A 17,690-nucleotide genomic window follows, 5' to 3' on the forward strand; every position below is an offset into this window, starting at 1 on the left:
CCACTATGTCTCGGGGTGGGCGAAAGACTCTGTCAGCAGCTTTGGGATGATGTTTCTCCGGTCCGAGAGTCCATCTTGCCCCGCAGGACATACCGGGGTTTATAAATTAATCAATGGTTCCAATGAACTGATCTCTTGCAAGCCTCCCGTGTCTGGCAGCAACTGCGCTCCAGACATGGAATGGAACGGTTCACTCAGTTCATGTGTTCTGAAGCTTCCGCAGTGGCGCAACACCGCTAAACCAGGTGCCAGCTGTCCGGCAAAGAACCCGGGATTTGGGGATCCCATCTATCCGCTGACCGGCGCGAATCGGGAAAGCATTGACACCGGTTTTGGCATCGGCACGGAATCATTGCAGTTCACCTACGATACCGCGCGGCAGCTGGGCGGTCTGACTTCGGGAAATCTCCCGTCCCTCGGTCGCCTGTGGGTGAGCAGCCTGCACCGCAACCTGAGCATCTCAACCGGTGCGGCTGCCATCAAGGCTTACCGGGGCAATGGCGGTATGGTGACCTTTGTGCTCAAGGGTGGAGCCTATACCCCGGACGCCGACATCAATGATCGCATCGCCGTGGTTCCAGGTGGATATGCGTACACCAACGCGTCCGAGCAGAAGGTCGAACTCTACAACTCCGCGGGGCAGCTCACCAGCATCGCCGACAAGGCCGGCAATACCTTGTCCTTCACCTATAGCGCGTCGAGTACAACGATTGCACCCGATGCTGGGTACCTGATACAGATTGCGGATAGTGCCGGCCGTGTACTGAGGTTTGAATATGCCCTTGCAGCCGGTGGCAATACGGTGCTTGATGGCCGCATTTCGAAGATCACCCATACCAACGGGCGCGTCATTGGCGTTGGCTATGACGTCGCGGGCAACCTTGCCTCTATCACCTGGCCGGATGGCAGGACAAGGCAGTTGTTGTACGAGAACGCCGGCCTGCCCTGGGCGCTGACCGGTGTCATCGACGAGAACGCCAGTCGTTTCCTGACATTCACCTACGACACCGCGGGCCGCGCCACTTCAACTGAACAGGCTGGTGGCGTGGATCGCTACAGCGTGAGCTACGCAACGCCGCCATCCATGGTGGTCAATGAAGTGCTGGATCCGGTGGCCAAAATCAAGCACCAGTACCATGAAGTGCAACTGCCTGCATCGACCTTGCTGACCCAGCCGACGGGGCAAATGGTGAGCTTGTCGGCTATCAGCGTCTTCGGTTCGCCGGCGCTCAGCGGCTCGAGCCAGCCTGCCGGGTCCGGCTGTGCGGCGTCCAACAATGCTTCAAGCTATGACGCCAGCGGAAACTTGCTATCGCATGACAACTTCCAGGGCGAACGTTCCTGCTACGCCTATGACGGCGCCAACCGTGAAACCGTCCGGGTCGATGGCCTTGCCACAACGGTCGCCTGTTCGGCTGTGCTGCCGGCAGGCGCGACACTTCCTTCGGGTGCCAGAAGGACCCTGACCCAATGGCACCCTGACTGGAAGGTCCCGGCAAGAATTGATGCTCCAGGAAGGATCACCAGCCTGGTGTATCACGGGCAACCGGATCCATTCAACAACAATGAGGTTGCGAGCTGCACCACCGCGGCGAACTTTGCCAACGGCAAACCATTGCCGCTGGTCTGCAAGCGTGTTGAGCAGGCAACGCAGGATGTGAATGGAGCGTCTGCGTCTACTTACGACCCGTACTTCGGCAACGTTGCCTTGCTGCTGCGCGGCGATGGCGCCGATGGATCAACATTGTTCTTGGACAGCAGCACGGCGCCCAAAGCGGTGACTGCGGGGGGCAACGCCAGGATCAGCACGGCGCAGAGCAAGTTCGGCGGCTCGTCCATGTATTTCGATGGAGTGCGCGACTACATTACCTTGCCCTCCAGCCCTTCTCTGTCCATGGGAGCGTCCGACTTCACCATCGAGATGTGGATTTACAAGCTGGGAAACAACGCCAACACTTCACGCTTGTGGAATCCCGATGGCGATCTATATGCGGACGTACATCTCGGATTTGATGCGAACGGAAACCTGTGGAGTTATGGCTCTTCGACTGGGACTAGCTGGAACTCATGGGCATTCGCGACAGGTATTGCCATTCCCAACGGCGTCTGGAAGCACCTTGCGCTGGTAAGGGCCGGCGGCACCGTCACCTTGTACGTTGACGGCGTGGGCACCGTCCTGACAACGTCCCTGGGCGATACCGCCCTGTATGACCCGGGCGGGACCCACCTAATAGGCGGGCAAAGCACAGGTGCTGACCGCCCCTTCAACGGCTACATCGACGACTTTCGCGTGACCAAAGGCCTGGCCAGGTATACAGGACCGTTTGCCGCACCAACCGCAACCTATTCAGGGCCGGCGGCGTTGGACCCCAGCGTCCAGGCGAAGGTGTCCGTCTTTACCTATGACGGCTCAGGCCGGCTCCTGACCAGCAAAGACCCCTTGAACCGCGTCACCACGTACACCTACTACAGCAATTCAACGGATTTCAACAATCCTTCGGTCAGCTCCGATCCGGGTTTTGATTCTGTGAGCGTGCTGTTGYATGGGGATGGCGCCGACGGGGCCACCTCATTCGCAGACAGCAGCCTGGCGCCCAAGGTGGTCACCGCCGGAGGCAACGCCAGGGTCAGCACCGCCCAAAGCAAGTTCGGCGGTTCGTCCCTGTATTTCGACGGCGTGCGCGACTATGTCTCCGTGCCTGCCGATCCGTCCCTGGCCCTGAAGTCGTCTGATTTCACCATCGAGATGTGGATGTACAAAGTCGCCAACAATCCCAACACTTCCCGTCTCTGGAATCCTGACGGGGATGTGATGACGGGCACCTACCTGACCATCGCAGCTGACGGAAACCTTGTCAGCGCCGGATCGTCCAATGGCACCAGCTTTAATGCCTGGAACGGGCCGGGCGTTTTCATTCCCAACAATGTCTGGACGCACGTGGCGCTGGTGAGGTTGGGTGGCACCGTGACCCTGTACGTGGATGGAGTGGGCACGGTCCTCACCACCAGCCTTGGGGCGACGGTGTTGTACGACGAAGGAATGGCGCATTTGATTGGTGGCCAGGCTTCGGGAATTGATCGCGCATTCAATGGTTACCTGGACGACTTTCGCGTCACCAAAGGCCTGGCTCGCTACACGGCCAACTTCACACCGCCGGCGCAGGCGTTTGCAGATACGGGGCCGGTGCTTGACCCCAATGCCGTGGGCCATACGAAGGGAGATCTGCAATCGGTCACGAACGCCGCCGGCCACGTGACCCAGTTCACGCTGTACGACGGGGCAGGGCGGGTCAGGCAGATGGTCGACCCCAACGGCGTGGTCACCGACACGACATACACCCCGCGCGGCTGGACCAGCAGCGTGACGGTCACGCCACCCGGCGGCACGGCCCGGACCACCAGCTACAGCTATGACAACGCAGGCCAGATGACAGGCGCAACGCCGCCCGATGGCACAACGCTGGGCTACAGCTACGACGCCGCGCACCGCCTGACCGGCGTGACGGATGCGCAGGGCAACTCGGTGAGCTACACGCTCGACAACGCCGGCAACAAGGTCGGTGAGCAAGTCAAGGATCCTTCGGGCAACCTGCAGAGAAACATCACGCGCGTCTATGACGCGCTGAACCGGGTCCAGCAAGTCACGGGAGCGGGCAATTGAGCCGGCCAGTGCGATCTCAATCATTGTGTGAATTCACCTAAAACAGACAGGAAGTCGACGTGTTGAAAAAAGCATTTTCTGGTTTGGTGTTGATGGCGGCCATGGTTTCCGGCCTCGCGATCGCCGCGGTCACGCCTTTGGCGGTGGAAACTTATGGAGGGGCAATTGACTGTGGAGGCGTTTGCATGCCCACAGCGGCCCAATCTTGTAACGCCTGGAATTTCCAGGGGGTGTTCGGCGTTGCCCAGTCCGCTGAACCAGTGCTTCCGCCCATAGGTAACTGGGTGGGCTTTACTTGCACCATTCCGAACAAAGGCGTTACCTGCTACACGGCAAGCAAATGTGTTCTGACGCCCACGATATGCCCAGAAGGCGCGGAAGCCAGCGGAACAAGCTGCGTCTGCAAGTCGGGCTATTCGGAGAATCCTCTTAAAGATGGCTGCTTCAACAGCAGCACCAGCAACATCGTTGATGTGCCTGTAAGCTCCCAGCCGGAAAGATGTCCGGCTCCCGGGGTGGTGACGGTCGGCAAGCCCATCACGCCTTTGGTGGGTGCCGAGACACACACCGTCTCCACGGGCTTTGCGCTTGGCGGCCAGCCATGGCGTGTGACCTATGACAACCGCAAGGTCTTCGCTGCCGCATCCATGGGCAAAACGCCCGCGGCATTCGGCAACATTCCTGCCTTTGGCGCGCTGTGGGAGAGCTCACTGCACAAGAACATCGTCATAGGCTCAGGTGGGTTCGGCATACAAGTCATGCGCGGCAACGGCACCGTCGTGAGCTTCCGCTACAACCCGACGAACGCTTCCTATGCACCCATGGGTAACCACAAAGACTCACTGAGCGTCATTTCCGGCGGCTATCGCTACGTGGAGACTTCCTCGCAGATCCAGGAGACCTACAACACCGCGGGGCGGATCACCTCTGAAGCCGATGGCCGCGGGAACAAGATAACGTACGCGTACAGCTCGGCGGCGGGAACCGGTGCCCCGGCCGCCGGGTACCTGATGTCGGCAACCGACAACGTGGGCCGCGGCATCAGGTTCAGCTACACATTGCCCTCCGGCGGCATTGCCGCCACCGACGGGCTGCTGAGCACCATCAGCAATTCCATGGGCCAGACCATCAGCGCCCTTTACGACGCCAATCGCAACCTGGTGCAACTCACCTGGCCCGACAACACGGCGCAGACTTTTGTTTACGAGAACTCCAGCCTGCCGTGGGCGTTGACGGGGTCGGTGGACGAGCTGGGGAACCGCTATTCCACCTATGGCTACGATGCCGCCGGCCGTGCCATCTCCACCGAACTCGCCGGAGGCGTTAACCGCTACAGCGTGGCTTACGGCACTCCACCTTCCGTGGCTGTCACGCAAACCTACGATGCCGCAACGACCATTACCACCCGCGCCCACAGCATGGTGTCGCCCAGCAACGTGGTTCTCGCCCTGCCCAACGGGCAAAGCTCGGACATCGCGTCCACCACGGTGGGCGGCCTGAACAAAGCCACGGGCCTGAGCCAGCCGGCGGGCTCGGGTTGCGCCGCGGCCAGTAGCACATCCGCTTTTGATGCCGCTGGAAATTTGCTCTCGCAAGACGACTTCAACGGCGTGCGCAGCTGCTATGCATATGACGGTTCGAACCGGGAGATTACGCGGGTGGAGGGTTTGCCCACGAGCGCGACCTGCAGTGCCGTGCTGCCTGCTGGCACCACCCTGCCGGCGGGAGCCAGGAAATTCACGACCACCTGGCACCCGGATTGGCGGCTTCCTGTTGCCAGCGCTACGCCCGGCACGCTGACCACGCTGGTTTACCAGGGCCGGCCGGACCCTCTAAACACCGATGCTGCCGCCAATTGCACCAGCGCGCCGGCGCTGCCCAATGGAAAGCCCTTACCCGTGGTGTGCAAGCGGGTTGTCCAGCTCGCGAACCTTGCGGCCGCCGGAGCCGGTTCCACCGATTCCAATGCGGCATCCAATTCGCTGTTGCTTCACATGGACGGGACGAACGGCTCGGCGGCCTTTGTGGACGATGGCGCGGCCCTGAAAACGCTTTCCGTCACCGGTAGCGCGTCAATATCGACCGCTTCGAAAGTATTCGGCACCGGCTCTGCCGCTTTCGCCAACGGCGGGTACATCTCGGTGCCTGCCGGAGCTGACTTCAACTTCGGGTCGTCGCCGTTCACCATCGAATTTTTTCTGAAGCCTAGTTCCATTGGCGGTATCCAGAGCCTTATCTCCACGCGACTCGGCGCTGTTTACTCGCCATTTGAAATCGACCTTGAAAACAACGCTGTCCGTATTCTCAAGAGCAATGCGGCCGTGAACAATTGGGAGATTGTTGGCGTATTTCCCAGTACGTCAATTACTGCCAATGTCTGGCAGCACGTCGCCATTGTGGGAAACGGGACCACGATGTGGGTGTACGTGAACGGCGTCCCTTCCGCCAGCACCGCCGCCTACACGCCTTTCGCGGCGCTCACAGGCCCTTTGTATCTCGGCAAGGGCGGAGAAACCGTCGCGTTCACCGGTAACATGGATGAAATCCGTATTACCAAAGGTGTGGCCCGTTATTCCGCGGCCTTCACGCCGCCTGCGGCACAGTTCCCCGGTGTCGCGGCCTATCTCCCGGCTTCAGGCCCCGATGCCAGCTTTACCTACGACGCTGCCGGCCGCGTCCTCAGCAGCACAGATGCGAACAACCGCACCACCAGCTATGCCTACTATGCAGACACCAACTTTGGTGGCCAGCCGCCTGGGTCATTCGATCCGCATTTGAACGCTGTGAGTTTGTCGCTGCATGGAGATGGTGCCCATGGCTCAACCACCATGCTTGACAGCAGCCTCAACCCGAAGAGTGTGAGCGCAGTTGGCGGTGCGCAACTCAGTACAGCGCAGAGCAAGTTTGGTGGTTCTGCAATTTCGTTTAACGGCAGCGATGCGTACCTCACCGCGCCCAATAGCCCGGACTTCAATTTTGGAACCGGGGACTTCACCATAGAGGCGTGGATATATCCTCTATCTCTTTCCAGTCCCCAATACCAGGCGATTTTTGGAGGTGGCAGCGGAGAGTTCATATTTCTCCTGAACAACACCACGGTTGAGGTCGGGCGTTTCTATGTTGCGGGAATTGCCGGGGGTGGGCCGGTCGCCGCAAACACGTGGCAACACATTGCAGTGTCGCGCGCAGGGACGACGCTTAAAGTCTTTATCGGCGGTGTTCAAAAGTCATCCGTGACCGACTCGACGAATATCACCTACGCGGGCATGCCCCGGATTGGCGGCTCGAGTAACGCGACTAACTTTGCTTACTTTAATGGTTATCTGGATGATCTCCGTATCACCAAGGGGGTGGCTCGCTACACCTCTGATTTTCCCTCTCCAGCGCAGGCATTTCCGGATGTTGGACCTATCGTCGTTACTCCTGGCCCCGGTACCACCGGGCACACGGCAGGCGATCTCCAGTCGATCACCAACGCGGCCGGCCATGTCACCCAGTTCCCCTTGTATGACGCTGTGGGGCGGGTCAGGCAGATGGTTGACCCCAATGGCGTAGTCACCGATACGGCCTACACACCGCGCGGCAGGGTAAGCAGCGTGACGGTGACGCCACCCGGCGGCACCGCCCGGACCACCAGCTACACCTACGACAACGCAGGCCAGCTGACAGGCGCAACCCTGCCCGACGGAACGACGCTGGGCTACAGCTATGACACCGCGCACCGCTTGACGGGCATCACCGACGCCAAAGGCAACTCGGTGACCTACACCCTCGACAACACCGGCAACAAGGTCGGTGAGCAGGTCAAGGATTCATCGAACAACCTGCAAAGAAACATCACGCGCGTCTATGACGCCTTGAACCGGGTCCAGCAAGTCACGGGAGCGAGTAATTGAAAACTATCAAACCACCATTACTCAAGCAGGAGGAATCAGCATGAGCAGCCTTAGCCTCACCCGAGCCTTCACCGCGTGGCTAAGCCGCCTGGTGCTGCTCATCCTCATGGCCCCGGCCATGGCCTTTGCCGCCACCCCGACGACCACGGCGCTTTCCAGCAGCGCCGGCACCGCCCCGGTCGGGCAGAGCGTTACGCTGACTGCCACCGTCACGGGTGCCAGCCCGACGGGTACTGTCACCTTCAAGGATGGTGGTACCACGGTGGGCAGCAGCGCATTGACTGGCGGCGTGGCAACACTCGCCACCTCCAGCCTGGCCCTGGGCAGCCACACCCTGAGCGCCGACTACGCGGGCGACACCAACAACGACCCATCCACCTCCGCCGGCATCAGCGTCGTCATCAACGCCGCCTCGCCTGGCCCCATGACCTGGCAATTCGGCTATGACGCCATGGGCAGGCCCACTACGGTGTTGGACCCCAATGGCTTGGCCAGCTACACCTACTACGACAGCCTGGGCCGCCCCATCCAGACCCAGCAGCCCGCCAATACCGGCAGCGCCACGCCAACGACCACCAGCTTTGCCTACAACGCGGCCGACGGCCTGACCCAGGTCACCGACCCGCGCAACCTCAATACCACCTACAGCCCCAACGGCCTGGGTGATGTCACCGCGCAGACCAGCCCGGATACCGGAGCCAGCCAGTACACCTATGACGCGCTCGGCAAGCTGCTCACCAAAACCGACGCCAGGGGAAAGCTCACCCAGTACACCTACGACAACGGGGATCGCCTCAAAACCATCAGCTACCCCACGGGTACAGGAAGCGTCTTTGAATACGACGGCGGCACGACCCCGGTCCCAGGCGCCATAGGGCAGCTCACCAAGATCACCGACGCCTCCGGCCAGGCTGTCTATACCTACGACAGCATGGGCCGCAAGACCAGTAAAACCCAGACCACGGGCACCAGAATCTTCACGGTTGGCTATACCTGGGGCGATACCGGTAGCGCGCTGGACAAGCTCACGGCTATCACTTACCCCAGTGGCACGCGTGTCAATTACAGCTACGACAGTTATGGCGATGTCTCCGGCATCACCGTGAACCCGCCGAACGCCAATGGCGTGGGCACCAATACCGGATCCACCTTGCCGATGCTGAGCACCATCACCCGTAATGCCGAAAGCAAGCTCACCGGCTGGACCTGGGCCAGTACCAAGACCCAGGCCATCAGCTATGACGCCAACGGCCAGATCAGCGCCTACAACCTGGGTGATTCGACGGGTACCGGTGTTCGCCGCACCATTCTTCGCGACAGCGTAGGGCGTATCACGGGTTACACGCATATCAGCAACGGAACGCCTGTTCCCGCGCTGGACCAGAGCTTTGGCTATGACAACCTGAACAGGCTGGTCAGTGCCACGCTGGGCAGCACGGCCATCCAGTACAGCTATGACGCCACCGGTAATCGCACGGCCAAGGTCGTTAGTGGAACAAGCTATCCCAACACCATCTCGGCCACCAGCAACAAGCTGACCCAGACCCAGGACGTGGGCGGCACGGCCACCGTGGTGCATGACGCGGCGGGCAATATCACAAGTGATGGGATCAACACCTATACCTACAGTGATCGGGGTCGCCTGGCGACGATGATGAATGCGGGTGGCACAGTCACCTATAGCTACAACGCGCTGGAGCTGCGGGTTGGCAAGGCTGGGCCGACGGCGTTGGTGCCGACGGGTGCAACTTATTACGTCTACGACGAAAAAGGAAAACTGCTCGGCGAATATGACTCCAACGGAGCTCCGCTCTACGAAACCATCTATTTCGGTCGTCCAGTGGGAGTGGTCAAGCAGACAGGGACGGTGGGCGCCGGCGATATATCAATCGCCCTGTACAACGTCTCAACGGATCAGCTCGGTGCGCCGCGCATCATTACTCGTCAAAACGATGAGGCCATCGTATGGCGCTGGGATTCGGCCGAAGCTTTCGGGGCCACGGCACCAGATCAGAATCCAAGCGGCCTTGGAGTCTTCAACTTTAACCAACGCTTACCTGGCCAGGTGTTTGATGCCGAGAGCGGCCTGTTCCAGAACTGGAACAGGGAGTACAACCCGCGCATCGGGCGATATATGCAGTCTGATCCGATCGGGCTCGCTGGCGGAATCAATACCTTTGCTTATGTGGAGGGAAATCCCCTGAGCTACTTTGACCTCGAAGGTTTGATGGGCGGTGGAGGACCGGGCGCTGGAAGGGGGGCGCCTACGGTGTCTGCGTTTGGTTGCATGGGGCTCATGTGTGTGAGCGGAGGGACGCATGATAGCGGTCCTCAGTTAAGCGCGGAACTTAGCTTTGGCGGCGGCATTGAAATATGTGATCCACCACCGCCACCACCACCGCCAAAACCCGATCCAGAGGTATGCTCGAAGAATGACTATAAAAGTCGTGGCATGTATGCAACCACTGCACCCCCACAGGTACAGCCGCCTGGAGTTCCCGTGCCAGCGAGGTTTGGAGGCGCCTTCTTTGGACCTTCAGTGAAGGCCAACGGCCAGTTCTGTCTCCGCATCGGGCCACATGCATCTGTTCCTCTTGTGCCTTCTGTTGATCTTGGTGGATTGAAGAATTGAAATGAATACAACTCAAATTGCTATGGGCTCGCTGGCAACGGCTCTCGGCGTTTACTACGCCGTTCTTGGATTGACGGCGATTAAGTATCTGCGTACTCCCGATCAGGTAGATAAGGCTGTGGGCTGGACACTTTGGTGGTGTGTAGATTTGACAAGATATGAAGAGAAAGGTCAGCGACTCTGCAAACGGGGTCAACTGGTTTCCCTCTTAAGTATTGCGTTGTGGGTGGCGGTGTACGCGACAAAATGGTGACAACGTCTTAGTTGTGTAATCGCCGGACTGAGAGGTTACGCAACTCGATACGACTGGCTGGTTTCAATATGTTTAGTTGGGATTTCCTGATGCGAAACGACACGGCATATCGCCAATACCTGCTAAATAAGGAGCGCTAGCCAGTATGGAAAATGATTTCGAACAACTTTCCGAGAGATGAGATCAGATTCAATCGTGCAGAGGAATACGAACATTGAGGTCAGGGCGCAGCCTCAATTCACCGAAGCCACAAGTGCCCACTCCGCATAAGTCTCCTTGTCCTGGAAATTCCTGTACTGAATCGGGAACTCCCTTTTCTAGATGGCGATGAGTGTGGCGCGGCTGTGCACGCCGAGTGTTGCGCTGCATCAGCATGCAGTCGGCCTCGCCCGTCATGGGGTCGTTGTGGAGACGGCACAGGTGCTCATGGGACACAAGCTTGTCTAGCAAGTTAACAACCACATTGCAAGAGCAGAAAATGCCACGCGTATTGACGACACTTGACCGTGCCCCGAAAAATCACAGACGGCAAGCAATTGAGAACTATCCAATGCACTGAAAATTTTCCGCGTACGCTTCCAATTCTTTCTACTTACCCACGTAAATAATTGCAGTTGTTAAAAGCACACTGACAACATTTGCGCATTGACAGGCCAACACGCCTCGTCAAAACTCCCTTCCAACTTCAATACAAATGGCGACGTCCTTCAAGTGACTCGCCGACACGCTGCATCCAAAAGATTGCCAGCCAAGGCAACGACGATCAGCAACCTCTGGGAGGGGGACTATGGCCAAGGTGCTCGCAAGAAGCTGTGTTGCCGTTTGCAAAACGCTTTCACTCGCATGCGGTGTCGCCATAGCGCTCGCTACCAGCGCAATCGCCCAGACACCCAGCATCAGCCTGATACCGGTCAAGCGTCAGAACACCAATCTCACCGCGTGCCCCGCTGGTGAAACGCTGAATTATTTTTTTTACTACTCGGACCCGCCGTATTTCCATGGCGATAGCTGGTGTGATGCCGCCCAGAAGGCAATTGATTACAGCAACTCAGTCGAACCAGACAAACCTGCATGGGTCACCAGTTGCGTGCCAGGTGAATCCTGGACTTACTCCCATACGCTGGTCAGCAATCCGTCCTTCCTGTACAACAGCCCGGTACTTTCCAGCATTCACATGGTGTGCACGCCGGTGCCACCTGTCCCACCGGAGCCTGAGCCCATAGTTCCGGTCATTTCGAGCCCCCCCAAGCCATGCAAGGCATGCCCGTGCCCGACCGATAAACCCAAACTTGATGGAATCCAAGCTGGTAACCCTATCTTGCCGGCAACAGGAGAGAAAGTTCTAAGCGAGACAGACCTCAGCGGGCAAGGCGCGGATCCGCTCAGCCTGGTGCGGCACTACCGAAGCAGCCAGGCAGGTATTGGCGGAAGGGATCTGGCCGTCAACCCGGGACTGGGTCAGGCCTGGTCGCACAACCACGCCGTGTCCGTCAGATGGGAAGGCGTTGCGGGCACCGCCAACAGCGTGGCCCGGATCATCTTCGGCGACGGCAGCGTACGCGCCTTTGACTGGGATCTGGGCAGCGGAAGCTGGAGTGCCGGCAACAGCGCCGACACACTGGTGGTCAATACTTTGGGCCCTCTATACAAACGCCTGGACGACGACAGCCAGTGGCAGTTCGATGCGGCGGGCAAGCTGCTGACAGTGACCCAGCGGAACGGTTGGACCACTACCTACACCTACAGCACCGCCAGCACTCCCTTTCATATGGCTCCCGTACCCGGTTTGCTCATCACCGTGAGCAACCAGTTCGGCCGCACCTTAAGCTTTGCATATACCGCCGGTAGCCAGCTGGCGAGCGTGACCGGCAGCGACGGCCAGGTCACCAGCTACACCTACGGCGGCACCGCAGCAGCACCCCGCCTGATAACCGTCACCTACCCCGGACTCACGGGAGGCACGGTTAGCAAAACCTACCTCTACGAGAACACCACCTTCCCGCAACTGCTCACCGGCATCAACGATGAGCTGGGCGTGCGGCTTGCGACCTATGCCTACGACGCGCAAGGCCGAGGCATCAGCACCCAGCAAGCAGGCGGCGCCAATTTGTACACGGTGAGCTACGGTGCCGCCGGAGTAGCCACGGTCACCGACCCCCTGGGCACACAACGCACCTACAACTACGGAAGCACCAAAGGCAAGCTCGCGGTCACCGGCGCCGACAAGCCGAGCGGAGCTGGGAACAGCTCAGCCGCCAGCCGGATGCAAGACACCAACGGCTTCATCACGCAAGAAACCGATTTTCTGGGCGTCAACACCATGTACACCTGGGACATCAACCGGCGGCTTCCGTTGACGACGACGCAGGCGGCTGCTTTGCCAGAAGCACGAACTACCAGCACCCAGTGGCACGCGACCTTCAGGCTGCCCGTGCTCGTCACCGAGGCAGGACGCACCACCGCCTACACCTACGACACGCAAGGCAACAAGCTGAGCCAGACCGTCACCGACACGGCCAGCAATGTGACGCGTACCGCCGGCTGGACTTACAACCCGCAAGGCCTGTTGGCCACCGAGACCGCCAACGGCATCGTCAAGCAGACCTACGCCTATTACGGCAACACCAGCTTCAGCGGCACGGTGCCCAACGAAGCCAATACCGATCCTGTGTTCGGTAGCGTCAGTTTGTTGCTCAAGGGCATTGGTATTGCCGGTTCTCCCATCTTGGACAGCAGCCTGTCGTCCCGGCCTTTAACCGTGGTGGGCAATGCGCAGATCAGCACGGCCCAGAGCAAATTCGGCAGCAGTTCAATTCTTTTTGATGGTGGAAGTTCATACATCTCGACGCCTCCCTCCGGAGCCTTCCAGTTTGGCGCGGGAAACTTCACCATTGAAAGCTGGGTCTACCAGGCGAACAACACCACGGGCTATCCGTCGGGGATCCAAAGCATCGTGGGCCAGTACCAGCTGGGTGTGGGTGGAAACGCCAGCTTTGGATTGCTCACCATTGAGGGGCGCCCCCAGGCCGCATTCTTCGCGGGTAGCTCGGTGGTGGCTGTTGTCAATGCGCCCAGTGCACTGGTCTTGAACGCCTGGAATCATCTCGCCGCGGTGCGCAATGGCAACCTGGTGACCCTGTACGTCAATGGCATCAGTGTTGGCTCCGCGGCCATTTCCGCCAGCCTGGATGTTTCTTCGCGCAATATAGCCATCGGCGCCGATTCGATTGGCGCGGGCGGCTGGAACGGTTATCTCGCTGATTTACGGATCACCAAGGGGTTTGCCCGCTACACCGCCAACTTCACGCCGCCGACTCAGGCCTTTCCCATTAGCGCACCCATCGCCATTGATCCCAATGCCGTGGGCCACACGGCGGGCGACCTGCAAAGCGTGACCAACGCAGCAGGACACGTCACGCAGTTCACCCTGTACGACAGGGCAGGGCGGGTCAGGCAGATGGTCGGCCCCAAGGGAATCGTGACTGACATGGCCTACACCCCCCGTGGCTGGGTCAGCAGCGCGGCGGTGACCCCACCGGGTGGAGTGACCCGGACCACTACTTATACCTACGACAACGCGGGCCAGCTGACGGGTGTGGTCATGCCTGACACAACCACCATGAGCTACAGCTACGACGCAGCCCACCGTTTTACCGGTGTCACCGATGCCAGGGGCAACACCGTCGCCTACACCCTGGACGCGATGGGCAACAAGGTTGGCGAGCAGGTCAAGGATCCCGCAGGCAACCTGCAGAGAAACATCACGCGTGTGTACGACAGCTTGAACCGGGTCCAGCAGGTTACGGGAGCGGGCAATTGAACACAACCATTATTCAGGCCGGAATGAGCGCTTTGGAAGATCGCATGACCCGTCCGAATTCAGCGGGAGCTCGTACGTATTTTTTTGAGCGCGGTGAACAGCTGCCTGGCAGGTTTGTTGCACGGCGAGTCTTTGAGTTGCTGTTACTTCTGCCCTTGCTGGGTCATACGGCGCCAGGATGGTATGCCGGTAGCGCTGGTTGTCTCTCGTCTTTTGAGGCCGCCAAGTCCTTCGTCTGCTCGGTTCAGAATCCCGACACCACGACGGTCCCGGGAAATGCCTATTACAGAGATTCCTGCACCGTCACGACAGTGCCCAATTTTCTGGTTCAGGCGCATGTCACGTTCTCAAGCGGTGGATCCTCGGCATTCAGCTATATGGCAAGCCTGTCCAGCTGCGCAACCGCCGACGATACGGGCCTACAGGGACAGCCGAAGCCTGAAACAAAAGAGTTGATGGCTGTCTATAAAGTGCCGGCACCAAAACCTGTCAGCAAGCCGCCCAAGTGCGATTGCATTGCGCAGGCCGGCGCCAAGACATTAAGTCCTGTCGTGCCGGCTACCGGGGAAAAGATGTCCACCGAGATCGACTACGCGGGCGGTGGCGTTCAGGACCTCGAATTCGTCAGGTACTTCCGCAGCACGTGGGGTACGGGAGCTCCCCGTTTCTTGCCGACCGACCCGGGGCTTGGCCAGGGCTGGTCGCACAACTTCTCCACGTCCCTGGTTCTTGAGGGTGACGCTGCCAGCATGGCGCGCGTGTTTTCTGCCGATGGCAGCATTCACACCTTTATCCGAAGCGGCTATACGGCGCCATGGACTTCGTATTCAGGGGTCAACGCTCTGGTCCTGGCGCCTGACGGCTCCGGCAACTACATCTTCACGCTGACCGAAGACGATTCCAGGTGGCTGTTCACCCCCAACGGCAAACTGCTGACCATGACCGAGCGAAACGGCTGGGTCACCACCTACGGCTACCTCAACGGTGGCACGCCCCCCCTGACGGGGCCACTGGTCAGCGTGACCAATCATTTTGGGCGCCGCATCAGTTTTTCCTATAACAGCAGCAAGCAACTTACCGGTGTCATTACGTCGGACGGCCGCGTCATCAGCTACCAATACGATGGCACGGCGGCTGGCTCTCGCCTGGCCAGCGTGGTCTATCCCGGGGTTGGCGGCCCCGTTACCAGAAGCTACGTCTATGAGAACGCGGCTTTTCCGCAACTGATGACCGGCATCGTTGACGAAAACGGCAACCGCCTGACCACCGTTGTCTACGACAACCAGGGCCGCGCCACCAGCAGCGGTTACGCGCTGGGCTCCAATCTGTACAGCATGAATTACAGCGTGCCCGGTGCGACGGCGGTCACTGACCCGTTGGGCACCGTCCGCACATACAGCTACGGCACCGCCAAAGGCAAGCTGCTGGTCACCGGCGCCGACAAAGCGGGTGACGCCGGCGTCAGTTCCGCAGCCAGCCGCGTGCAGGACGCCAACGGCTTCATGACGCAAGAGACCGATTTTTTGGGCGTGAACACCCTGTTCACCTGGGACACCAACCGGCGGTTGCCGTTGACGGCCACCAAAGCGGCAGGCTTGGCAGAATCTCAAACGACCACCACCCAGTGGCACGCCAGCTTCAGGCAGCCCGTGCTGGTCACCCAAGCCGGGCGGACCACCGCCTACACTTATGATGCGGGCGGCAACCCCCTGACCCGCACGGTGACCGACACCGCTACCGGCGTGGCCCGCACCACCACCTGGACCTACAACGCACTGGGTCTGCCGCTGACGGAAACCGCGCCCAACGGCGACGTCACAAGCACCTACGCTTATTACGGCAGCACGGCAGGCTTCACAGACATCGCGGGCTCAGACCCCCACTTCGACCATGTAAGCCTGCTGCTGCACGCCGATGGCGCCGATGGTTCGACAGCGCTCCCCGGCAACAGCGCCGCCCCCTTGCCGGTGACCGCCGAGGCCGACGCCAAAGTCAGCACCGCGCAAAGCAAATTTGGCGGCGCGTCGCTCAGCGTGGACGGCGTGCGCGACCTGATCTCCATGGCGGCGGAGCCCTCGCTGGCCATGAAGGCCTCCGACTTCACCATCGAGATGTGGATTTACAAGCTGGGCAACAATCCCGACTGGTCAAACCTGTGGGATATAGACGGCGACTTTTATACAGACATCAACATCCAGATCGACCCCAGCGGCAAGCTGAAGGCCCACGGCACCATCGCCGGTACGCAGGACTGGAATGCCTGGCCTTCTCCGGCGGGCCTGCCGGTGGCCAACAACGAGTGGAAGCATATGGCGCTGGTCAGAAACGGCGGCACCGTGACCTTGTACCTTGATGGCGTTGGCACTGTCCTCACCACCACGCTGGGCACCACCGTGCTGCTGGATGCCGGAAAGCGGCACGTCATAGGCGGCCAGGGCCTGGGCCTGAATCGATCTTTTTACGGCTATATCGATGATGTGCGAATCACCAAAGGCGTGGCGCGGTACGCCGCCAATTTCACGCCAGCCACCCAAGCCTTCTCCAACTCAGGGCCAGTGGTAGACCCGGCCTCCGTAGGCCACACGGTCGGTGATCTGCAGAGCGTGACGAATGCCGCAGGGCATGTCACGCAGTTCACCCTGTACGACAGGGCGGGACGGGTGCGGCAGATGGTCGATCCCAGGGGGATCGTCACTGATATGGCTTATACCCCCAGAGGCTGGATCAGCAGTGCGGTGGTGACGCCACCCGGTGGCACTGCACGCGCCACCACTTATACCTATGACAACGCGGGCCAGCTGACGGGTGTGGTGATGCCCGACGCCACAACGATGAGCTACAGCTATGACGCAGCACATCGCTTGATCGGCGTGACGGATGCCAAAGGCAACACCGTCACCTACACCCTGGATGCCATGGGCAACAAGGTTGGCGAGCAGGTCAAGGACCCGCAGGGAAGCCTGCAAAGAAACATCACGCGCGTCTACGACGCACTGAACCGGGTCCAGCAAGTGACGGGAGCGAGCAATTGAATTACGTTGAAGAAAACCGGGGTTGCAAATCGAAGGTGAGCGGGCGAAGGCATGGGTACCGCTTAATTTTGGAGGCACCATGGCCCGTTTTTATCGTGTAGGTGCTGCCATCTTTCTAGTCTGTATGCTGTGCATGACGTGGGCATCCAGGGCCCACGCCTACCCAGCGTCGACCGACCCATCGTCATGCGGTGTTGCGCCTTGCTATCTGTATTGGACCCCGTGGGGCTCCAATGGTCCGACGCCTGCTGCTGCTTGTGCGGCTGAAGCTTCGACTCGTAATGGCCCTGTCGAAGGTCGCGGATGGTTGTGGACCGTCACCGGCTCGAGTGAGACGCTGTGCTCGTTTCATGTAGAGGATTTGCGCGGCTACGGTGCCCATAGCGACGGCACAAT

6 protein-coding genes are annotated in these 17,690 nt (G+C 59.8%); all 6 read left to right on the forward strand.

The window, feature by feature from the left end; translation table 11 throughout:
• Positions 1-175 precede the first annotated feature (175 nt).
• The 6 genes from AC1D0O_RS06440 (at position 176) to AC1D0O_RS06465 (ending at position 17,294) form a co-directional block, all read left to right on the forward strand.
• Entirely contained in the window at positions 176-3,661 is a 3,486-nt protein-coding gene (locus AC1D0O_RS06440; RefSeq protein ID WP_477652703.1) for a LamG-like jellyroll fold domain-containing protein, read from the forward strand.
• Between the two features lie 59 nt (positions 3,662-3,720).
• Positions 3,721-7,557, forward strand: a complete 3,837-nt coding sequence (locus AC1D0O_RS06445) for a LamG-like jellyroll fold domain-containing protein (protein ID WP_477652704.1) — start codon at positions 3,721-3,723, stop codon at positions 7,555-7,557.
• A 40-nt stretch (positions 7,558-7,597) separates the two neighbouring features.
• Entirely contained in the window at positions 7,598-10,189 is a 2,592-nt protein-coding gene (locus AC1D0O_RS06450; RefSeq protein WP_477652705.1) for an Ig-like domain repeat protein, read from the forward strand.
• 1 nt (position 10,190) lies between these two features.
• A complete protein-coding gene (locus AC1D0O_RS06455; protein ID WP_477652706.1) occupies positions 10,191-10,442 on the forward strand; it encodes a hypothetical protein in 252 nt (83 codons plus the stop codon).
• 1,174 nt (positions 10,443-11,616) lie between these two features.
• Positions 11,617-14,262, forward strand: coding sequence for a LamG-like jellyroll fold domain-containing protein (locus AC1D0O_RS06460; RefSeq protein ID WP_477652815.1), 2,646 nt, complete (start codon positions 11,617-11,619; stop codon positions 14,260-14,262).
• A 455-nt stretch (positions 14,263-14,717) separates the two neighbouring features.
• A complete protein-coding gene (locus AC1D0O_RS06465) occupies positions 14,718-17,294 on the forward strand; it encodes a LamG-like jellyroll fold domain-containing protein (RefSeq protein ID WP_477652707.1) in 2,577 nt (858 codons plus the stop codon).
• Positions 17,295-17,690 lie beyond the last annotated feature (396 nt).

It is taken from the genome of Polaromonas sp. P1_F2, assembly GCF_056405735.1.

Excerpts from the sequence above, each read along its gene's own strand:
- AC1D0O_RS06465 (WP_477652707.1), top strand. The coding sequence starts at position 14,718 with ATGGCTGTCTATAAAGTGCCGGCACCAAAACCTGTCAGCAAGCCGCCC.
- AC1D0O_RS06460 (WP_477652815.1), top strand. The coding sequence starts at position 11,617 with ATGGTGTGCACGCCGGTGCCACCTGTCCCACCGGAGCCTGAGCCCATA.
- AC1D0O_RS06455 (WP_477652706.1), top strand. The coding sequence starts at position 10,191 with ATGAATACAACTCAAATTGCTATGGGCTCGCTGGCAACGGCTCTCGGC.
- AC1D0O_RS06450 (WP_477652705.1), top strand. The coding sequence starts at position 7,598 with ATGAGCAGCCTTAGCCTCACCCGAGCCTTCACCGCGTGGCTAAGCCGC.